General features: G+C 62.2%; 16 protein-coding genes. 7 read left to right on the top strand and 9 right to left on the bottom strand.

The window, feature by feature from the left end:
- Positions 1-60: 60 nt before the first annotated feature.
- The 3 genes from AYM40_RS08135 to AYM40_RS08125 all read right to left on the bottom strand — a co-directional run bounded on the left by AYM40_RS08135 (position 61) and on the right by AYM40_RS08125 (position 1,380).
- Positions 61-558, bottom strand: a complete 498-nt coding sequence (locus AYM40_RS08135) for a TadE/TadG family type IV pilus assembly protein (protein ID WP_063495770.1) — start codon at positions 556-558, stop codon at positions 61-63.
- On the bottom strand, positions 555-1,055 hold the full coding sequence (locus tag AYM40_RS08130) for an A24 family peptidase (protein ID WP_063495769.1): 501 nt from the start codon (positions 1,053-1,055) through the stop codon (positions 555-557). The genes AYM40_RS08135 and AYM40_RS08130 overlap by 4 nt, the downstream gene beginning before the upstream one ends.
- 142 nt (positions 1,056-1,197) lie before the next feature.
- Positions 1,198-1,380 (bottom strand): Flp family type IVb pilin, encoded by a 183-nt coding sequence (locus tag AYM40_RS08125; RefSeq protein WP_063495768.1) that lies wholly within the window; start codon positions 1,378-1,380, stop codon positions 1,198-1,200.
- A gap of 657 nt (positions 1,381-2,037) precedes the next feature.
- On the opposite strand from AYM40_RS08125, the gene AYM40_RS08115 reads away from it, so the two are divergent.
- The 4 genes from AYM40_RS08115 (at position 2,038) to AYM40_RS08100 (ending at position 7,723) form a co-directional block, all read left to right on the top strand.
- Positions 2,038-3,432 (top strand): collagen-like triple helix repeat-containing protein, encoded by a 1,395-nt coding sequence (locus AYM40_RS08115; RefSeq protein ID WP_082855005.1) that lies wholly within the window; start codon positions 2,038-2,040, stop codon positions 3,430-3,432.
- Between the two features lie 176 nt (positions 3,433-3,608).
- The gene (locus AYM40_RS08110) at positions 3,609-5,036 is read left to right on the top strand and encodes a collagen-like triple helix repeat-containing protein (RefSeq protein ID WP_063495767.1); all 1,428 of its coding nucleotides are present in this window, start codon (positions 3,609-3,611) and stop codon (positions 5,034-5,036) included.
- Positions 5,037-5,284: 248 nt separating this feature from the next.
- Positions 5,285-6,994, top strand: a complete 1,710-nt coding sequence (locus AYM40_RS08105; RefSeq protein WP_063495766.1) for a ShlB/FhaC/HecB family hemolysin secretion/activation protein — start codon at positions 5,285-5,287, stop codon at positions 6,992-6,994.
- Between the two features lie 243 nt (positions 6,995-7,237).
- Positions 7,238-7,723, top strand: coding sequence for a DUF2147 domain-containing protein (locus tag AYM40_RS08100; protein WP_063495765.1), 486 nt, complete (start codon positions 7,238-7,240; stop codon positions 7,721-7,723).
- A gap of 160 nt (positions 7,724-7,883) precedes the next feature.
- Here the strand turns inward: AYM40_RS08100 and AYM40_RS08095 are convergent, their stop codons facing one another.
- From AYM40_RS08095 to AYM40_RS08075, 5 genes are all read right to left on the bottom strand, one after another.
- On the bottom strand, positions 7,884-8,333 hold the full coding sequence (locus AYM40_RS08095) for a transposase (protein ID WP_063495764.1): 450 nt from the start codon (positions 8,331-8,333) through the stop codon (positions 7,884-7,886).
- Between the two features lie 162 nt (positions 8,334-8,495).
- Positions 8,496-9,593 carry a cell division protein ZapE gene (zapE, locus tag AYM40_RS08090; RefSeq protein WP_063495763.1) on the bottom strand — a complete coding sequence of 366 codons (1,098 nt, stop codon included), beginning with the start codon at positions 9,591-9,593 and terminating at the stop codon, positions 8,496-8,498.
- An 88-nt stretch (positions 9,594-9,681) separates the two neighbouring features.
- The gene (gene lpdA, locus AYM40_RS08085) at positions 9,682-11,112 is read right to left on the bottom strand and encodes a dihydrolipoyl dehydrogenase (RefSeq protein ID WP_063495762.1); all 1,431 of its coding nucleotides are present in this window, start codon (positions 11,110-11,112) and stop codon (positions 9,682-9,684) included.
- A 139-nt stretch (positions 11,113-11,251) separates the two neighbouring features.
- Positions 11,252-12,526, bottom strand: a complete 1,275-nt coding sequence (gene odhB, locus AYM40_RS08080; RefSeq protein ID WP_063495761.1) for a 2-oxoglutarate dehydrogenase complex dihydrolipoyllysine-residue succinyltransferase — start codon at positions 12,524-12,526, stop codon at positions 11,252-11,254.
- Between the two features lie 141 nt (positions 12,527-12,667).
- Positions 12,668-15,529: a 2-oxoglutarate dehydrogenase E1 component gene (locus AYM40_RS08075; RefSeq protein WP_063495760.1), complete on the bottom strand. Its 2,862-nt coding sequence runs from the start codon at positions 15,527-15,529 to the stop codon at positions 12,668-12,670.
- A 449-nt stretch (positions 15,530-15,978) separates the two neighbouring features.
- Between AYM40_RS08075 and AYM40_RS08070 the strand changes: the two genes are divergently transcribed.
- Positions 15,979-17,046 (top strand): hypothetical protein, encoded by a 1,068-nt coding sequence (locus AYM40_RS08070; RefSeq protein ID WP_063495759.1) that lies wholly within the window; start codon positions 15,979-15,981, stop codon positions 17,044-17,046.
- A 160-nt stretch (positions 17,047-17,206) separates the two neighbouring features.
- Here AYM40_RS08070 and typA read toward each other — a convergent pair whose 3' ends face one another.
- The gene (gene typA, locus AYM40_RS08065) at positions 17,207-19,033 is read right to left on the bottom strand and encodes a translational GTPase TypA (protein WP_063495758.1); all 1,827 of its coding nucleotides are present in this window, start codon (positions 19,031-19,033) and stop codon (positions 17,207-17,209) included.
- Positions 19,034-19,351: 318 nt separating this feature from the next.
- Here typA and AYM40_RS08060 point away from each other — a divergent pair, with 318 nt between their 5' ends.
- On the top strand, positions 19,352-19,870 hold the full coding sequence (locus AYM40_RS08060) for a MarR family winged helix-turn-helix transcriptional regulator (protein ID WP_063495757.1): 519 nt from the start codon (positions 19,352-19,354) through the stop codon (positions 19,868-19,870).
- A 48-nt stretch (positions 19,871-19,918) separates the two neighbouring features.
- Positions 19,919-21,442 (top strand): efflux transporter outer membrane subunit, encoded by a 1,524-nt coding sequence (locus AYM40_RS08055; RefSeq protein ID WP_063495756.1) that lies wholly within the window; start codon positions 19,919-19,921, stop codon positions 21,440-21,442.
- The last annotated feature ends 65 nt before the right edge of the window (positions 21,443-21,507 follow it).

Here is a 21,507-nt window from a genome sequence, read left to right as displayed (position 1 = left end):
TGCCGTACGAGCGTTCAAAACAGCATCGACGGACATAAAGGCTGGGAGCCGGCGCGTACGTCACTGAATGTTCTCCGGGTTGAGTTGCACCGTGGCGCTGCTCGCCAATGTGCCGGGCAACGTGAAACTCATCAGCGGCAAGGTCGGCACCAGCGGGTTAGCCTGGTAGTTGTAAGTCAGCAGGACGTTCACGCACTGCATCGTGTTATTCGGGCCGCAGGGCGCGGAAGTCGGCGTGCATTGCGCGGATTGCACCAGTGTCGCGATCATCAGTTTTGCCGCGGCACAGGCGGCGTTGCCGCGATTGAGGAGCGCGGTTTGCAGCGACGTATTGCTCTGCCAGTTCAGCGCGGCGCGCGCGCCTTCCTCTGCTGCGAGCGTCAGGTTCTGCTGCGCCACGAAGATCAAACTGAAGGTAACGATCGCGTACAGAATGGTGAAGAACAGCGGGAACAGCAACGCGAACTCGACCGCCGTGGAGCCCCGTTGCGCCCTCGCGTGACGCATCTGGATGCGCTTGAGCGACGCGCACGCAGGCTGGGTTGCTAGCGGTTTCATCGCAGCCCCCCAGCCAGTCCTTGCAACACGAGCCATGCACTTGCGGCCACCGTAAGACATGCGCCGTAAGGCGTAGAGCTTTTGCCAGCCAGTTCGAAAGTCGCGCCGTGGGAACGGACCAAACCAGCGAGCCGCGTGCGCGTCGTAATCAACAGCCAGAGCGCATGGACACCCGCGGCGAGACTAGCCGCCATCCATAGGCCGAGCAAAGCGTGCATGCCGCACCACGCGCCCAGCACGGCGAACACCTTGACGTCCGCAGCCCCCATTACGCCGAGCGCGAAAAACGGCAACAGCACGACGAGACCAATCAACGCGCCAACGCTCGCCTGGGTCGCCGAAACGCCGAAAGGCCCGCATTGCAGAAATGCGCAGCCGAATGCCGCCGCCAAACCAGCGACGACAACTGAATTGGAAATATGCCGGCGGGCGCAGTCACTAATAGCGACCAGTGCAGCCCAGGCGATAAATAATAAAATACCAACGAAGACACTCATTTCGCACCCGGCAGGCAAAGCAACGCCATGTGAATTGCAATGCAATTCGCTCTAGCCAATTTGGCGATGCGTTAGAAAACGCCTGCGAAGCGAGCGAACGTAATCACGCCAGCCGATTCGCAGGACGTTTGCAGGTTGCCCTTTAGGCGCCTGGGGCGCTAGTCGGGATCGCGGCCGCAACGTTGCCAAGCGCGTCTTTGAGATTCGTCCCAATCGACGTCACCGACGCAACGATGACGAGTACTACTAACCCCGCGATCAAACCATACTCGATGGCCGTCACGCCCTTGTTATCGCTCAGGAAGCGTTTGGTGAACTTTTTCATTTTTACCCTCGGACTTTCATTTATTTCGTTCGTTTACGCGCTGCTTCGGATGACGGAGTCTTGGGCGCTGCGGACCATTGGTCTCTCAATTCCTGGTCCTGCGTGTTGCGCTGCAGAAGTACCGTTTGGCAGCTGGCTTCAATAAAACAGATGTCTACGAGCTGTCTGTTCGATTACGCACCTCCCACGTCAATCCTCGATGCATTCGGGTTTTATAGCCGAATCAACATATTTAAGCAATTGTCCGCTGCCCTTGGCGCGACGCCATATGCATTTTCGCGTCGTGCTCAGGTTAACGGCAGTTCGTGCGTTGCAGCACATAGGAATAACCATAAGTTAGATTCGCTACACTAATTATTTGTTTGAACAGAACGTTTCAAGCGCGCGGCCCCTCCCTTTGCGCTTGCGTTACGCCGTGTTTCGTAACGGCGCGCGTGGCTCGTTACGTTACGCAGCCCTCGCAAACGTTTAGCGAATTCATTTTCGCGCGGTATATCTGAGTTAGCGGGCACTCCATCAATTCCTCGCAAAGCCATATCACGCATAGCCTCACGCCTCTCGGCAACAAATATTCTGCATTACTCAGTCGAAATGGCACGGCTCGTGCAGAGATAAGCACGCAGCAACACCCAAAAACACATGCGATGCGAGGGCGACATGAAAATTCAAACGGCCAACACCATACGACGAACAACGCTGATTGCGGCCAGCGTGGCAGCGATGCTTTCTCTTGGTGCTTGCGGAGGCTCCGGAGCCCTGAGTTCCGGCACCGGCAGCAGCGGTAGCGGCTCCGTCGGCAGCGCACTTTCCACCACCGGCAGCGGTTCGATGGGCTCGGGCGGTTCCGGCATCAGCACCGGTTCGGAAGGCGGCTCCGGTACGGATACTGGAACAGGAACGGGAACAGGAACAGGCACGAGCGCAGTCGCGAATGCGCTCGGCACAACAATCGGCAACACCAGCGGTGTGGTCAGCGATGCCGGTTCGACGGTCTCGAGCATCGGTACCGTGATCGGCTCGCAAACGCTGCCGGGCGTCAGCTCGCAAACCACCCAGGCCGCCGGCGGCATCGTGCAGCAAGCCGGCTCGGCGGTCTCGACGCTCGGCAACGGCGTAGCGCAAGGACTCGGCCAACTCGGTACCGGCGGCGACGCGATCGGCACGACGGTCTCGAGCCTCGGCGGCGTGGTCGGTCATGCCGGCGGCGCCGTGACGGATGCAGGCAACCTTGTGACGAGTCTCGGCAGCGGCCCGCTCGCGCCGTTGGCGGCCATCACCACACCACTCGGCGGCGCCGTCAATACGCTCGGCGGCGCAGTGACCAACGGCGGCAGCACGCTCACCACTGCGCTCTCGACGGGTCCGGTGCAGCAAGTCACGCAAACGCTCAGCACCGCTATCACGCCGATTACGTCGATGGTCGCAGCGACCACGCAGACGGTCGGCACCACCACGGGCCTCGGCGCACCGTTGAACGGCCTGCTCTCGACCCTTGGCGGCGGCCTGGGCAAGGCCGGCACGCTGATCGGTGCAACCGGCGGCAATCCGATCACGGCCGCACTTGGTCATACGGTCGCGGATACGGGCACCACGGCCGCATCGGTAGGCGGCCTGCTCACCGGCGGCACCGGCGGCAATCCGCTGGCCCCGCTCACCAGCGCACTTGGCGGCTTGACCGGCGGCGCCAGCAGTGGCCCGCTCGCTCCGCTCACCGGCGTAACAGGTGGCCTCGGCGGCGCATCGAGCGGCGGCAGCCCGTTGGCGCCTGTCACCGGCCTGCTTTCGAGCGTGACCAGCGGCCTGAACAGCACGGCCGGCAGCAGCAGCCCGCTCGCCCCAGTCGCCGGCTTGGTGTCGAGTGTTACCGGCGCGCTCGGCGGCGTCACGACCACGGCGGCCGCCACGCCAGCCACGACGACCACCACCGCCTCGACCAGCTCGGGCCCTGGCCTGTCGCTGTCGAGCACCAGCGGCAAGGGAACGGGCAGCAGCCCGCTCGCGCCCGTGACGTCGATCCTCGGCGGCCTGCTCGGCGGTCTGTCGAAGAAGTAAGCAATGCCGTCGCCGTCATCGAAAGAAGTGCAGCAACCTGAAACCGGAGTGTGGCCCGCCAGCCGCGCCCCGGCCCTTCCGGAACCTGGCTGAATTGAGCCGCGCCGCTCAGACACCCGTTGTCCCGGCGCACGAAATCAACGCACACGACACCTGGAAGACACTGAGGAGCACATATGTCCACCCAACGTTTTTTTAATCTCTATGCGGCGTGCGCGACCGTGTCGTCGTTGCGCGCACCGTTGATCGCCGTAGCGGCCGCCGGTTTGCTCGCGGCATGTGGCGGCAATGGCGTCACTGCGCCGCCGAGCGTATCTGGCAGCGGTAGCGCCGGCGGCGGGGGTTCGACCAGCGGCGGGCCGCCCACCACGGCGACGTCGGGGACCAGCGGCCTCGCCACCGCCGCCGCGCAGACCACCGGCGACCTCGGCAACACGATCGCCTCGCAGACCATCCCGGGCCTCAGCCCGCAAGTCACGCAAGGTCTCGGCAACGCGGTGTCGAGTACGAGCAGCACACTGGGCGCGCTCTCCAACGCGATAGGCGACGGCGTCGGGCAAACCGGCACGACCTCCAATCCGGTCGGCACCACGGTCGCCGGACTCGGCTCGGTGGTCAGCTCGACGAGCGGCGTCGTGCAAGGTCTGAGCACCGCGGTCGGCGGCCTCGGCACCGGCAATCTCGCGCCGCTATCGCCGCTCACCACGCCGCTTGCAACGGTCCTCTCCACGACCGCCGGCGCACTGAACGCCGGTGGCGCAACGCTCGGCAATTCGCTAGCTTCCGCGCCGGTGCAACAGATCACCCAGCCGATCAGCACCGCCATCACGCCGATCACGCAGACCGCCGGACTCGTGACGCAGACGGTCGGCACGCAGACCGGCCTCGGCGCGCCAGTCGGCGGCGTGCTCGCGCAAATCGGCGGAGCGTTGAGCTCGGCCGGCTCGCAAGTCGGCGGGGCAACGAATAATCCGGTCGGCGCCGATCTCGGCACACTGGTCAGCTCGCTCGGCAACACGGTGACGAACGCCGGCGGCCTCGTCAATCCGAACGGCCCGAATGGCGCGAATCCGATTCCCGGCTTGCTTACGAGCCTCGTCGGCAGCCCGAACACGGCCGTCGTCAATGGAGCGCCTGCTAACGGCAGCCCGACCGGCCCGCTGCAAAACTCGCTCGCGAGTCTCGGGCTCGGCAACAACCCGCTCGGCTCGCTGTCGACGCTGCTCGGCGGCACACCGCTGTCAGGCCTGACCTCGGCGCTGAGCGGCACGCCCCTGGGTTCGCTGACTTCGGCTACGGGCGGCTCGCCGCTGGGTTCGCTGACCTCGGCGCTGGGCGGCACGCCCTTGGGTTCGCTGACTTCGGCGCTGGGCGGCTCGGGTAGCGCATCGAGTCCGCTGTCGACGGTGACCGGCGCGCTCTCCGGTGTCACCAGCAGCGCCTCGGGCAGCAGCGGCGGCGGTCCGCTCGCCCCCGTCACCGCCCTCGTCGGCCAGCTGACCGGCACGCTCAGCTCGGCAGCCGGATCGACGAGCAGCTCGAGCAGTCCGGCGGGCGGCTTGACGACACTGCTCGGTGGTCTGGTGCCGGTGAGCCATAAGTAGTCCGCATAAGTCGCTCATCAATGCCGCGCGCACGAGGCGTCCCATCGGACGTCCCGCTGCGCAACGCGCATAAGCAGTCCGTCTCATCACGTGCTCCGCGCTTTTGCAGCCGATGCTCAAGCCCGACGGAGCCCGTGACGTTATACATGCAAGCATGGCAGTATGCGTCGAGCCACACATAAGCGATCGCGACCAGCCCGGCCAGGCGGCGCGCCCGCAATACAAGAACGGCATACGAGGAAAATCCGATGAAACTCGGGTACGTTAGCAAATGGACCCTCCTGCTCGCTGCAATTGCGGCAAGCGCGATGCAGGTAGAAGCACAAGCGCAGTCACGCCCGGCCGGCCCGGCAGTCGGCGGTAATCCACTCGATTCGCTGCCGCAGATCAAGGCGCCCGACAAAGGCCCGAACGTGACCCTGCAGGTCGCGCCGCAAGCCCCCCAACTTCAGGAACTGCTCGCCCGCCATCTGACGCCTTCAAAGATTCAGGTCGAGGGCGTGAAGTCCATTCCGTTCGATGAAGTCGCGCAACGCTTCACACCCCTCGTCGGCAAAGACACCACCATCGGCGATCTGATTCAGGTCGCCGACGGCGTGACGAAGCTGTATCAGGAGCGCGGCTATGCGCTCTCGTTCGCGTTCATTCCCGCGCAAACTTTCGAAGGCGGTGTGGTGCGAGTGACCGTAGTGGAAGGCTACGTGTCCGTGGTCAAGGTGACGGGCAAGCCGGGCATGGTCGAAGACAAGATCCGCTCGATCGCCGACCACATCGTCGCCGACCGGCCGCTCAAGCGCGCCACCTTCGAGCGTTACATCAACGTGCTGGGGCTGTTGCCCGGCGTCAAAGTCGCGGCCAACGTGGCGCCACCGCAAAACACCGACGGCGCCACCACGCTCGAATTGAACGTAGAGCGCAAACCGTTCGACGTCAGCGCGGGTATCGACTTCAATCACCCCGGCGTGCAAGGCCTGCTCACCGCCACCGAGAACGGCCTGACCGCGCTCGGCGAACAACTGAGCGTGTCCGCCTTGCTGCCGAAGGGCCGCGACAACGTCACCTATCTTGCCGCGCACGCCGCGGTACCGGTCGGCAGCGATGGACTGACCGGGAAGATCGACGCGTCGCACTATCGCGGCAATCCGGTCGACAATCCCGGCCTGCCCTCTTACATCGAGCGCACGGTCATCAACGACAAGGTCGGCGGCTCGCTGGCCTATCCGATCCTGTTGAACAACAAGCAAAGCGTGATCGGCACCGCCTCGGCCTATGCCTCGCATGACGAGGACCGCTACAACAATCAGCAGACCGGTGCACAGATCGGCTTGCGCTCGCAGGTGCGGGTGATGCAACTGCAGGCCGACTACGCCAGCGCGGAAACCGGCCAGGTGCGCCGCGCGAGTATCTCGGTGGCGAAGGCATTCGATATCCTTGGCGCATCGAAATCCGGCGACTCGAACGTTCCCGGCACGACCGTCGCGAATCCGGCGTCGATCAACTTCGTGCGGACCGGCGCAAGCTTTTCGCAAACCAATGAGTGGCCGCTGAAGATCGGCACCGCGATTTCGTTGACCGGCCAATACAGCGCCGTCTCGCTGCCGACGTCGGAACAGATCTCGTTCGGCGCACAGCGTTTTGCGCTGGGGTATGAGCCAGGAGAGGCATCGGGCGATTCGGGCTGGGGCGCCACGTTCGAAGTCAACCGGGCGTTCACGCCGGGCTTCACCTATCTGCGCACCTTCACCCCCTACGTCTCGTTCGACATGGCTCGCGTCTATCTGCATGCGGGAACGCCCTCGCCGTCGAAGCTGTCGTCGATTGCATTCGGCTTCCGGATCTCCGACTCGAAGTATTACAGCCTGGATTTGTCGGTGGCCAAGCCGATCGGCGACGCGCCGGTGGAAAGCGCGTCGCGCAGCCCCCGCATCAACGCGACGTACTCGTATCAGCTGAACTGACGTTCGAAAGTGCCGCGTCCTGATTAGAGGGTCCACTATCAAACGGCGCGCGCACTTTCACGTATTCTGCGCTGACGATGTGCGAACCGCGGCACTCAAGCCGCGAGTCGCAGACCGAGGGAGCCGAAGTTGAATCTGAGAGGCAGTGCCAGGCATCACGGCGGCCGGCAATTGCAGAGGGCCCGGGATGCCGATAACGCCGCGCGACCACGATCGCGCTGTCTTTAATCAAGGAGGAAGACAATGATGCAATTCACTCAACGCGCACGCACAATCGCACTTCGCACAGCCAAACATGCCGCCCTCGCGGGCGTGCTGCTCGTCAGCGCCGTCACGGCAATGGCGCAAACCGATTCCCCGATCGGCACGTGGCAAACCATCGACGATCACACCGGCCAGCCCAAAGCACTCGTGCAGATTTCACAGGACAGCAGCGGCTCGTTGAGCGGCAAGGTGATCAAGGGGCTCAATGCGAACGATCAGCCGGATCGCCGCTGCACTGAATGTACGGACGCGCGCAAGGACCAGCTGATTCTCGGTATGACGATCGTCAGCGATATGAAAAAAGACGGCGAAGGCTGGGACCACGGGCAGATTCTCGACCCGGAAAACGGCAAGGTCTACAAGTGCAAGATGCACCTGGAAGATGGTGGGAACAAGCTGGTGGTGCGTGGCTATATTGGCGTTTCGCTGCTGGGCCGCTCGCAAACCTGGATTCGTCAGCAATAGTAGGCGAGTCGTTCAGGCGTCGATGCCTGAGGCGCGAAGGTGGTGTTCCATCAGGGCCTCCATCAAGGCCGCTACCGCTGCCCTGATGGAACCAGAAGAAACGGCCGACGATCGCCATCGTCCGGCCGTTTTTTTGTTTGAGTTCGGCTGCTTGGCGTCGTCATGCAGCGTGCTTGAAGGGCGACGCATACGCGAACGGCGAAGACGGTAACGGCGTGACCGATGCCGGGCTATACGCCGTGGGCGCCGTGGCCGGAACCTTTTCCGCGTCAACGCTCTTCTGTTCAGCGCTCACATGCGTACGCATGCGTGCTTCCATCAGGTTACAGAGTTCTTCGCTTGCCGCACCGAACAACTGGTCCATGACGCGCTTGAGCACGCCGGATTCGTACCATGCCTTGAAGCGGCGATGGCAGGTTTGATACGAGGGATATTTGCGCGGCATGGCGGACCAGGTCGCGCCGCTATACATCACCCACAGCACGCCGTTGAGCACCGAGCGCGTGTTGGCAAGCGGCCGGCCACGCAGTTCGGAGCGCGGACGCAGCTCAGGGAGCAACGGTGCAACACGTTGCCATTCTTCATCATTGATATCACGGTAGGGATTCATGGTCACTCCTTTGTCAGAACCATGACAAAGAAGATATCCAGTCGTCCGCGGACGGAACATAAGACCAATCCGAATCTTGAAAATACGCCTTCGGACTTCGCCTCTTCGGCGGGCAGACCGTGATCTATCGCAAAAGCATCCGCGCACGCGTCGCGCGGCGGCTTAAGTCAGCGACGTATCGACGATCCGGCGCGGTGCGTCGAGATATTCTTTCGATTGCATTTCAACGATGCGCGACACCGTGCGGGTGAATTCGTTGGCCATCGGACCGTCGACGTACAGCTGATCGGACGGCACCGCTGCCGACATCAGCAGCTTGACCTTGTGGTCGTAGAACACGTCGATCAGCCAGGTGAAGCGGCGTGCCTCCGAGGCCATGCGCGCCGACATCTGGGGCACGCCGGACAGGATCACCGCGTGAAAACGGCTCGCCAGTTCCAGGTAGTCGTTCTGCGAGCGCGGACCGCCGCACAATGTCGCGAAATCGAACCACACGACGCCGTCGGCGCGCCGTAGCGCCTTCAGCTCCCGCTTTTCGATGTGCAGGATCGGGCTCTCATCGGGAACCGCTGCAAGGCGCGAGAATGCGTCGCGCAACGCTTTGTCCGCAGCCGCGCCGAGCGGTGTGTGATACACCTCCACCTGGGCCAGTGTGCGCTTGCGGTAGTCGGTACCCGCGTCGACATTGATCACGTCGAGCTTCGCCTTGATCAATTCGATTGCCGGCAGCATGCGGTCGCGATGCAGACCGTCTGGATACAAGGTGTCCGGATCGTAGTTGGACGTCATCACGAATTGCACGCCGTTCTCGAACAGCTTGTCGAGCAGACGGTAGAGAATCATCGCGTCGGCGATATCCGAGACGTGGAATTCGTCGAAACAGATCAGCCGGTAGCGCTTGGCGATACGGCGCGCGAGTTCGTCGAGCGGATCGGCTGTGCCTTTCAGCTCTTCCAGTTCGCGATGCACCTCGCGCATGAACTCGTGGAAATGCAGCCGCGTTTTGCGCTGCACCGGCACGATCATGTAGAAGCTGTCCATCAGGAAGCTCTTGCCCCGCCCTACGCCGCCCCACATGTACACACCGCGCGGCAGGTCCGGATGGATAAGCAGCTTCTTGAACGCGTTCGAGCGGCGCGACTTGTACTCGACCCACTCTTCATAGCACCGCTGCAGGCGGTCGACCGCCGCGAGTTGCGCCGGGTCCGATTGATAACCCCGCGTCTGCAGTTCTTTTTCGTAGTATTCGGTGACGTTCATCGTGTTGCTGCAAAAAGAAAGGCGGGCGGGAGTGAACCCGCCCGCCTTCGTGGTGATGCCAGAGTTGCGTTCCGTCAGGCGTGCGCGATTACATGTTCAGCGCGCGCTTGTCCACGGCGAGAGCCGCTTCGCGCATGACTTCCGAGAGCGACGGGTGCGGATGGCAAATGCGGCCGATGTCTTCCGACGCCGCCTTGAATTCCATCGCCACCACGGCTTCCGCGATCAGATCCGATGCGTTCGCCGAGATGATGTGCACGCCCAGCAGCTCGTCGGTCTTCGCGTCGGCGATCATCTTGACGAAACCATCCGCCTTGTTGATGCCCAGCGCGCGGCCGTTCGCCATGAACGGGAACTGGCCCGTCTTGACCTCGCGGCCTTCAGCCTTCAGTTGCTGCTCGGTCTTGCCGACCCATGCGATTTCCGGTTCGGTGTAGATCACCCACGGAACGCAGTTGTAGTCGATATGCGGCTTCTGGCCGTCGATGATTTCTGCAACCATCACGCCTTCGTCTTCAGCCTTGTGCGCGAGCATCGGGCCACGCACTACGTCGCCGATCGCGTACACGTTCGGCACAGCCGTTGCGCAGTGGTCGTCGACGTCGATGAAGCCGCGCTCGTTCGCCTTCAGGCCGATGGCTTCGAGACCGAGGTTCTCGGTGTTCGGCACGCGGCCGATCGACACGATCAGGCGGTCGGCTTCGAGCGTTTGCGCGTTGCCGTCCTTGTCCGTGTAATTGATCGTGACGCTGTTGTCGGTCGTCTTCACTTCGCCGACTTTCACACCGACGTGAATGTCCAGACCTTGCTTCTTGAATTGCTTGGCGGCTTCCTTAGCCAGCGCCTGGTCAGCCGCGCCGAGGAATTCCGGCAGCGCTTCGAGCACGGTCACGTCCGAACCCAGACGGCGCCATACCGAGCCGAGTTCCAGACCGATCACGCCGGCGCCGATCACGGCGAGCTTCTTCGGCACGGAGTCGAATGTCAGTGCGCCTTCGTTGTCGGCGACGATCTTGTTGTCGACCGGAACGGTCGGCAGATGGCGCGCCTTCGAACCCGTGGCGATGATGACGTTCTTCGCCGTCACGACTTCAGTCTCGCCTTCGCCGCTGACTTCGATCTGCACGCCGGCGTCCGTCTTGCCGGTGAACTTGCCATGGCCCTTGAGCCACGTGATCTTGTTCTTGCGGAACAGGAATTCGATACCCTTGGTCATCTTCTCGACGATGCCTTCCTTGCGGGCCAGCATCTTCGCGATATCGACCTTCACGTCCGACACGGAGATGCCGTGATCAGCGAGGTGGTGCGACGCGTTTTCAAATTCTTCCGACGACGCGAGCAGCGCCTTCGACGGAATGCAACCCACGTTCAGGCAGGTGCCGCCGAGCTTCAGCGCGCCGGCCGGGTTCTTCCACTTTTCGATACATGCGACGGTCTTGCCGAGTTGCGCTGCGCGGATTGCGGCGATGTAGCCGCCGGGGCCTGCGCCGATCACGACGACGTCAAATTCTTTGGACATGACAATCCTTTTGATGACGGAGCGACGCGCGGCCACGCTTCGTGGCGGGCGTCGTTCCAATACTGCGGAATGCGAAAGACGTGCTGCTTAGGTGGGGCCGGCTTGCGCGATGACAAGCCGGCCCGGGCCGAACCGGCGCTTACAGGTCGAGCAGCAGGCGAGCCGGATCTTCCAGCGCATCCTTCATCGCGACCAGCGACAGCACTGCTTCGCGACCGTCGATGATCCGGTGGTCGTACGACAGCGCCAGATAGTTCATCGGACGGATCACGATCTGGCCGTTTTCGACCACAGCGCGTTCCTTCGTGGCGTGCACGCCCAGAATCGCGGATTGCGGCGGGTTGATAATCGGCGTCGACAGCATCGAGCCGAACACACCGCCGTTCGAGATCGAGAACGTACCACCCGTCATTTCTTCGATCGACAGCTTGCCGTCCTTGGCCTTCTGGCCGAATTCAGCAATCTTCTTTTCGATTTCGGCGAGGCTCAGCTGATCTGCGTTGCGCAGGATCGGCACCACCAGGCCACGCGGCGAACCGACCGCGATGCCGATGTCGAAGTAGCCGTGATAAACGATGTCGTTACCGTCGATCGACGCGTTTACGAGCGGGTATTTCTTCAGCGCGTGAACAGCCGCCTTCACGAAGAACGACATGAAGCCCAGCTTCACGCCATGTTCCTTTTCGAACTTGTCTTTGTACTTGTTGCGCAGGTCCATCACCGGCGCCATGTTCACTTCGTTGAACGTGGTGAGGATGGCGTTGGTTTGCTGCGACTCGAGCAGACGCTCGGCGATACGCGCACGCAGACGCGACATCGGCACGCGTTGTTCCGGGCGGTCCTTCAGCCATTGGTCGGCCGATGCCGGCGCCTTCACGTCCGGCAGCGACGGCTTCGCAGCCTTCGGTGCGGCAGCCGGTGCCGGGGCAGCCTTGGCAGCCGGTGCGCCTGCGCTCAGCACGTCGCCCTTGGTGATGCGGCCGTCGCGGCCCGTGCCGGCGACGTCGCCTGCGCCCAGACCCTTCTCGGCCATCAGCTTGCCGGCAGCCGGCGAAGCAGCAGTGTTCGCACCCGTTGCGGATGCAGCCTGAGCGGCGGGAGCAGCAGCCGGTGCCGATGTGGCGGCGGGCGCCGGCTTCACTTCGGCTTCGACAGCAGCGGCGCCTGCCGTGCCTTCGGTATCGATCTTGGCGATCACCTGATCCGCAACGACGATGTCGCCGTCGTTCGAGATCACTTGTGCGAGCACGCCGGCAGAGGGTGCCGGCACTTCGAGCACGACCTTGTCGGTCTCGATTTCGATGAGAATTTCGTCTTGTGCAACAGCCTCACCGGGCTTCTTCTTCCACTGCAGCATGGTGGCTTCCGAGACCGACTCGGAAAGCTGGGGAACTTTGACTTCAACAATAGCCATTATGAATATCCTGAATACGTATCGGGTGACGGCGCGCGATCTATGTACTCGACGACCGCCTGCGAACCTCGAATGCCGTGAATGATCACTCGGACGCGGCACGGGAAAGCGCCCTGCGCTTTCCCGGTTCGGTTCTCGTGTTTATTTAGCGATCGACGCGCTCTTCAAGCGGCCGAAAGCGCCTTCGATCAACGCCTTCTGCTGCTCGTAGTGCTTCGCGTAGTAGCCGACTGCCGGCGAGGCCGAAGCCGGACGTCCGCTGTATGCCAGCTTCTGCCCGTCCTTCATGCCTTCCTTCAGGTGGTGCTCGATGTAGAACCACGGGCCTTGATTCTGCGGCTCGTCCTGCACCCAGACCACTTCGGTCGCGTTGTCGTACTTCTTCATTTCCGCTTCGAACTGCTTATGCGCGAACGGATAGAGCTGTTCGATACGGATGATCGCGACGTCGTTCGACTTCGATTCACGGCGATGTGCCAGCAGGTCGTAGTACACGCGACCCGAGCAGGCCACCACGCGCTTGACCTTCTTCGGCTCGATCGCTTCGTCGATTTCGCCGAGGATCGGCTGGAACGCGCCCTTCGCCAGTTCGGACAGATCCGACACGGCTTCCTTGTGGCGCAGCAGCGACTTCGGCGTAGCGACGATCAGCGGCTTCCTGAACAGGCGGATCATCTGACGGCGCAGCAGGTGGAAAATCTGCGCCGGCGTGGTCGGCTGAACGACCTGCATGTTGTGGTCTGCGCACAGTTGCAGGAAACGCTCGATACGTGCCGACGAGTGCTCCGGACCTTGGCCTTCGTAGCCGTGCGGCAGCAGCATCGTGAGACCCGACACGCGGCCCCACTTCACTTCGCCCGACGAGATGAACTGGTCGATCACGACTTGCGCGCCGTTCACGAAGTCGCCGAACTGCGCTTCCCACGCGACGAACGTATTCGGCTCCGCGGTCGAGTAACCGTATTCGAAGCCCAGCACCGCTTCTTCCGACAGCACCGAGTCGATCACCGTGAACTTCGCCTGACCTTCGGCGATGTTCTGCAGCGGCACGTAGGTGCCGTCGTTCCAGCGTTCGCGGTTCTGATCGTGCAGCACCGCGTGGCGGTGCGTGAACGTGCCGCGGCCCGAGTCCTGACCGGTCAGACGCACGGCATAACCCGATGCGACCAGCGACGCGAATGCCAGGTGTTCGCCCATGCCCCAGTCGAGCTTCGCTTCACCACGGCCCATCGCGCGACGGTCGTTGATGACGCGCTCGACCAGCGGGTGAACCTTGAAGTTTTCCGGGATCGTGGTGACGCGCTCAGCGAGGCGCTTCAACTCAGCCAGCGGCACAGCCGTGTCGGCTGCGTCGGTCCACTTGCGGTTCAGGAACGGGACCCAATCCACCGCGTACTTGCTCTTGTAGTTCGAGAGCACCGGGTCGATCGTGTGATGGCCTTCGTCCATCGCCTTGCGGTAGGCCTTGACGAATTCGTCGCCTTCTGCCGCCGTGATCACGCCTTGTTGCACCAGCTTTTCAGCGTACAGCGCGCGCGTGCCCGGGTGCTTCGCAATCGTCTTGTACATCAGCGGCTGCGTGACAGCCGGCGTGTCCTGCTCGTTGTGACCCAGCTTGCGGAAACAGACGATGTCGACGACGACGTCCTTGTGGAACTGCATCCGGAAGTCGATAGCCAGCTGCGTAGCCAGCACGACCGCTTCAGGATCGTCACCGTTCACGTGCAGCACCGGCGCCTCGATCATCTTGACGACGTCCGAGCAGTACAACGTGGAACGCGAGTCGCGCGGGTCCGACGTCGTGAAACCGATCTGGTTGTTGATGACGATATGCAGCGTGCCGTGCGTGCCGTAACCGCGCGTTTGCGCGAGGTTCAGCGTTTCCATCACGACGCCTTGACCTGCGAAAGCCGCGTCGCCGTGAATCTGCACCGGCAGCACTTGCAGGCCGCTGTCATCGCCGCGGCGATCCATACGGGCCTTCGCCGAACCTTCGACCACCGGGTTGACGATTTCGAGGTGCGACGGGTTGAACGCGAGCGACAGGTGAACCGGGCCGCCATCGGTCGAGACGTCCGACGAGAAACCCTTGTGGTACTTCACGTCGCCGGCCGGCAGGTCGTCGACGTGCTTGCCTTCGAATTCGGCAAACAGGTCCGCCGGCATCTTGCCGAGTGTATTGACCAGCACGTTCAGACGGCCACGGTGGGCCATGCCGATGACGATTTCCTGCACGCCGTTGGCGCCGCCATGACGCACGACTTCGTCCATCGACGCGATGAAGCTTTCGCCGCCTTCGAGCGAGAAGCGTTTCTGGCCGACGTACTTGGTGTGCAGGAAGCGCTCGAGGCCTTCAGCGGCCGTCAGGCGATTCAGGATGTGCTTCTTCTTTTCATTGGAGAAGCTCGGCGTCGACCGGATCGACTCGAGCTTCTCTTTCCACCAGCGCTTCTGTTCCGGATCGCTGATGTACATGTACTCGGCGCCGATCGTGCCGCAGTACGTGTCACGCAGGGCCTTGACGATCTCGCGCAGCGACGCACGCTCGAACCCGAAATACAGATTCGTGGCGCTGAACTCCTGGTCCATGTCGGCTTCGGTGAAGTCGTAGAACGCGGGTTCAAGTTCGGGGATAGCGGGACGTTCGCGGCGCTTCAGGGGATCGAGATTGGCCCATTGCGAGCCGAGGAAGCGATATGCGCCGATGAGGGACTGCACATAGACTTGCTTGCGGGAGGTAGCGAGGTCTTCGCCGCCGGCCGCCGTGCGCGGGATGAAGGCGTTAGCCTTGGCCCGTTGTGCAAACGATTCGACGATCGGGCCATGGGCCACGTCGTTGGCATTGCTGCCATCCGATGCAGGGACGTTCTGCAACGCGTCGAAATAGCTGCGCCAGTTCTCGGGCACTGACGCCGGATTGTCGAGATACGCTTCGTACATTTCTTCTACGTACGGAGCATTGCCGCCGAACAGATAAGAGTTCGACTGGAATTGCTTCATCATTTTTACGCTCACCTTTCTTCGAGTTTCTCGAGAAATAGCGGGTTACAGAACCTTCCGCGACACGGCCTGACCGTTTGGCGGATTGCGCGAATCAAGTCTTGCTTGGAAGGACCTAAAACTTTGCACCCGGGGAGCATATCACAGAACGGATAGTGCAGATAGCAGACGGAATGCCGCTCAAGCCCGTGGCGACGGGCTTTCAGGGGTATTGCCAGTCCTCGCAACAGTCTTCTGCGGGAAACGGGGGCAAACACTTGCAATCGGCCCGTCAACCGCGGGCACCGCACCGCCGCCGTATCTATTCAGCACCTCGCCCGCGAAATTATCCACACACTGAATGTGCGCAATATGCGGCGGCATTGGCGCCAAGGAGTTCGAATCGCCGAGACCGCTGCGTATCGGCACGGTGTCCGCTTTCATGCGGCTTTTGACCCTCGATGGAGCAGCCAATGGAATTTAACACCCATTACACGAGCACATCCGCGCAGACCATGCCTTCGGACACATTCGCAGACATATCGCCGCCCGCGGACGCGCGGCCCGTTCAACCCAAGATTTTCCCGGAATCCGATGTCATACATCAATCTGCAACAACGCCACATGACCAGTCAGTAAGGCCGCCTCCCAACACGAACGCCCCTCCCCAGCACGGGGTCGGCAAAAACGCCGCAAGCGCCGACCAAACACTCAGTCGAGAAAAGCGCGGCGCAGCGTTAGGCGCATGCGCGAAATCGGAATTCCGGGAATGCCGGGGTGGCGAGGCTCTCAAAGACGGTGCATCGTCGTACCTGGCGTTCGATCAATTCGACAAAAAAGAGACTCGGGGCGAGGAAGGGCGCGGAACGTGCGACGGCATCGTTCACGAAACAATGCGCCGCATTGACCGAAGTGCCGCGGGGGCGACGACTGATTTACCGTCTGCGGTCACCTACATAAGGAGCGAGATCAATGGCGGCGGAACAGCAGCACAAAGCACGCTCGACAGAATCCAAGCTTTCCAGGACCGCCCGGAAAGCCTCGGACTAAACAATTACCACCGTTCCACAACGCGGCAGTGGAACCCCCAAGGCGGGGCGACGCAGGAGGAGCGCACAGACGGTGTCATACACAACATGGGTACCTCGCCGGGCATGCCACCCGGGGGGATCGCATACATAGGCGTACGCGTACAACGTCCTGGCGAGGCTCCGCAGAGCCATGGTCATGCACTGCTAGTACAGCGCCTTCCGTCAGATGCACATGGCGACGCATCTCGATATGCCATCTTCGATCCTAACAACGGTGTATTCACATACCCGGACTGGCAGCATACGGAAGCCGCCTTGCGAAACTACATGCACACAGCATTTAACGAGGATGGATACAACGCTGCGCCGGATCTGCTCCGGCTGTACGTTCCCAATCCCGGACATGGCGACCCACCATACACCTCACATTCCAGGCACGGTACCGACGATGAGATGGGCGAGCCCCCGGAAGTGGGGCAACGCCCGCACTTGGGACACGATGAACTCTAATCGCGCCACGGTGAAAACCGGCCGGCGTCCGAAAACGCAATCCCGCACAGATATCTAACCCAAACAAAAAGCCGCTCCGGGCATGCCCGGAACGGCTTTTTTTCGTCATGCACGCAACGCGCATCTCAGGAACATCGCTCCCTCAATGCGCCAGCGCCCATCAGTCCACAGCGCCCTTACGGCTCGCGCTGCGGCGCTCGTGTTCCTTCAGGTAGCGCTTGCGCAAACGAATCGATTGCGGCGTGACTTCGACCAGTTCGTCGTCGTCGATGAATTCAACGGCGTATTCCAGCGACATCTGGATCGGCGGCACGAGGCGCACCGCTTCGTCCGTACCCGAAGAACGCACGTTGGTCAGTTGCTTGCCCTTGATCGGGTTCACGACCAGGTCGTTGTCACGGCTGTGAATGCCGATGATCATGCCCTCGTACAGCGGCTCGCCCGGCGACACGAACATACGGCCGCGATCCTGCAGCTTCCACAGTGCGTACGCCACTGCCGCGCCGTCGTCCTGCGAAATCAGCACGCCATTGCGACGCTCGCCCACCGCGCCTTCCTTGACCGGCTGGTACGAGTCGAACGTGTGGCTCATCAGGCCCGTGCCGCGCGTGAGCGTCAGGAATTCCGACTGGAAGCCGATCAGGCCACGCGCCGAAATACGGTACTCGAGACGCGTACGGCCACGGCCGTCCGACGCCATGTCGAGCATTTCGCCCTTGCGGCGGCCCAGCTCTTCCATCACACCGCCCTGGTGGCCATCTTCCATGTCGACCGTCAGGTTTTCGTACGGCTCGTGCTTCACGCCGTCGATTTCCTGCATCACCACGCGCGGACGCGACACGGCCAGCTCGTAGCCTTCACGACGCATGTTTTCGACCAGAATGGTCAGGTGCAGCTCGCCGCGGCCCGCCACTTCGAACGTGGTTTCGTCGCCCGTTTCTTTCACGCGCAGCGCCACGTTGTGGTTCAGTTCCTTCATCAGGCGGTCGCGAATCTGACGGCTCGTGACGAACTTGCCTTCGCGGCCGGCCAGCGGCGACGAGTTGACGAGGAAGTTCATCGTCAAGGTCGGTTCGTCGACGGTGATCATAGGCAGCGCTTCCGGCTGTTCCGGCGCGCAGATGGTCACGCCGATACCGATTTCTTCGATACCGTTGATCAGCACGATGTCGCCGGCTTCAGCCGAGTCGACCTGCACGCGCTCCAGACCCTTGAACGACAGGACCTGGTTGATCTTGCGGTTCAGGATCGCGCCATCGGGACCCGAGCGCACGGCGACAGCCATGCCCGGCTTGATCGTGCCACGCGTAATGCGGCCGACGCCGATACGGCCGACGTACGACGAGTAATCCAGCGACGTGATCTGCAGTTGCAGCGGCGCTGCCGGATCGGCCGGGCGGACCGGCACGTGTTGCAGCACGGCTTCGAACAGCGGACGCATGTCGCCTTCGCGCACATCAGGCGTCAGGCCGGCGTAGCCGTTCAGACCCGATGCGTAGACGATCGGGAAGTCGAGTTGTTCGTCGGTTGCACCCAGCTTGTCGAACAGGTCGAAGGTCTGGTTGATCACCCAGTCGATCCGCGCGCCCGGCCGGTCAACCTTGTTGATCACGACGATCGGCTTGAGGCCGAGCGCCAGCGCCTTCTTGGTCACGAAGCGCGTTTGCGGCATCGGGCCTTCGACTGCGTCGACCAGCAACAGCACCGAGTCGACCATCGACAGCACGCGCTCCACTTCACCGCCGAAGTCGGCATGGCCCGGGGTGTCGACGATGTTGATGTGCGTGCCTTCGTACTCGACCGCGCAGTTCTTCGAAAGAATCGTGATGCCACGTTCCTTTTCGATGTCGTTCGAGTCCATCACGCGCTCGACAACCTGCTGGTTGTCGCGGAACGTGGCGGTCTGGCGGAGCAGCTGGTCGACGAGCGTGGTCTTGCCGTGGTCGACGTGAGCAATGATGGCGATGTTGCGTAGGGCGCGAGTCATAGGAACCTGGAGACAGTTGAGTGCGCCAGCAGCAGCATTGTGTACGAAGCCAACAAAGCCCAAAGCGCACTTTTGGGAACCCAACATTATAGCACGCCCAAATGAAGCTTTCTGGTATTCCCTGATAACCCCGCCATCCTCCATGCAGCGGTGCGTAGGAAATGAACTCGCCATACCTCAGCAATACCCTACGCAAAACTGCGCGCATTGTGTCTTGAGCGGCAAGAGTTCCTTGCCTAAGCTGCAATAACGCTTGCCGCGTCAATCAACCGCTGTCTATAATCCTGCCTAGTCAACCATTGCATTCGCACGAGAATCATGACGGATCCGTCCTCCACATCCGACTCAGTCGTCAGCGAATACCAGTTAGGCGAAAGCGTCGGCTATCTGATCTCGCGGGTGAAATCGACCGTGTCGAACCTGGTCACCCAGCGCAGCATGGCTGAACTGGGCATCACCAGCCAGCAAGGCAGCATCCTGTTCATGGTGGCCAGCGGCAAATGCTTGCTGGCGGCCGAACTGGCGCGTGAATACGGCATTGACGCAAGCGCCGTTACGCGTCTGGTCGACAGGCTGGAGAAGCGCGGCCTGCTGACAAGAGTGCGCAGCAACGAGGACCGACGGGTCGTACGGCTCGCGCTGACACCGGAAGGCGATGCGATCGCGGCCAAAATGCCGGCCATTTTCAACGGTGTGCTGGACAGTCTTCTGGGCGGCTTCACCCCGGAAGAGGTGGGCTTCCTGAAGAGCATGCTGCGCCGCGTGCTTGTCAATTCCGGTGAACAGGCAACGGGTCTAACCCGTGATGCGGCAAGCAATCCTGACAGCAAATCGTAATAACTTGCTTGCAGCGTCCATCATTACATTCCACTCAAGAGTCGAGCGATGAAATCCCTTTCCCTGTCCGCGCCCGCGCTTTCAAGCCGGGCCGCTGTCGCCGCCGCGGTGACGGCGCTCGCCCTCACGGGGTGCGCGAACTACTTCGGTATGAAGAGCGACAAGCAGATCTCGTCGCCGGCTCAGTACGAGTCAAGCCAGAGTTTGCCCGGCCAGGGTGGCCAATGGCCGTCGCTCGACTGGGCCAACCAGTTCGGCGACCCGCAACTGCCGAAGCTGATCGCGGAAGCGCTGGACGGCAACCCCTCGATCGCGCAGGCGCAGGCACGCCTCGCCAAGGCTTCGTCGTACATTGAAAGCTCGCGCTCGGCGCTGTACCCGAAGGTCAACGGCAGCTACTCATGGAACCGCGAGCTGTTCTCGGCAAACGCGCTTTACCCGCCGCCGTACGGCGGCACCTGGTACAGCGAGAATAATGTGCTGGCGAGCGCGTCATGGGATCTGGACCTGTGGGGCAAGAACCGCCAGCGCCTCGGCCAGGCCGTGTCGCAGGAAAAGGCCGCAGAAGCCGATATGCAGCAAGCGCGCGTGACGCTTGCCTCCTCCGTGGCGAGCACCTATAACCAGCTCGCCCAGTTGTACGCATTCCGCGACATCGCCGCGCGCGAAATCGCCAACCGCCAGGACATCAGCCGCATCACCAACGGCCGCGTAACCGCCGGGCTCGACACCAACGTCGAACGGGAAACCGCCAACGGCAACATCGCGACCAGCCAGGCGAACCTGACCGATCTCGACGGCCAGATCACCGTGGCGCGCTATCAGTTGGGCGCGCTGCTCGGCAAGGGTCCGGATCGCGGCCTGCAGATCGCCAAACCGGTTCTGACCACCGGCGACACGGTAGCGCTGCCGAACAACTTGCCGGCCGACCTCGTGGCACGCCGCGCGGACATCGTCGCCGCACGCTGGCAGGTCGAAGCCGCGATGCACGATGTGAAGGAAGCAAAGGCCGAATTCTTCCCGGACGTCAATCTTGCCGCCGGCTTCGGTTTCGATGCGTTCGGCTGGGGCCGTTTCCTCACCTCGGCAAGCCGGCAGATCCAGTTCGGCCCGGCAATTCACCTGCCGATCTTCGACGCCGGCGCGTTGCGCTCGCAGCTGAAGGGCCGCTACGCAGACTTCGACCTCGATGTGGCGAACTACAACCAGACGCTGATCAATGCGCTTTCGGATGTCGCGACGCAAGTGTCGTCGATCCGCTCGATCGACCAGCAATCGGGCGACGCCCAGCGCGCGCTCGACGCGTCGACCAAGGCCTATCAGTTGGCAGTGATCCGCTACAAGGCCGGTTTGTCGGAGCAGTTGCAGGTGCTGACCGCCGACCAGAACCGCCTTGCCGCCGAACAGACGGTCACGGGCCTGAAGATGCGCCGCCGCGATCTGCAGATCGGCCTCATCAAGGCGCTCGGCGGCGGTTTCGATGCAACGCAGACCGGCCTCGTGGTGCCGGCCGATGCCCCGGTATCGGCCGCCGCGGCATCGGCCACCGCCGCGACCGCCGCTGCAAACTGAAGCCACATCGACGCGACCCACACTTGCACGAACATACGAATAAATGACGACGCTTGAGAGAACCC

The organism is Paraburkholderia phytofirmans OLGA172, from assembly GCF_001634365.1.
In the GTDB taxonomy this organism is placed as follows: Bacteria; Pseudomonadota; Gammaproteobacteria; order Burkholderiales; family Burkholderiaceae; genus Paraburkholderia.
The sequence above is the reverse complement of the archived record's forward strand: the minus strand, read 5'-3'. Positions and strand labels throughout refer to the sequence as shown.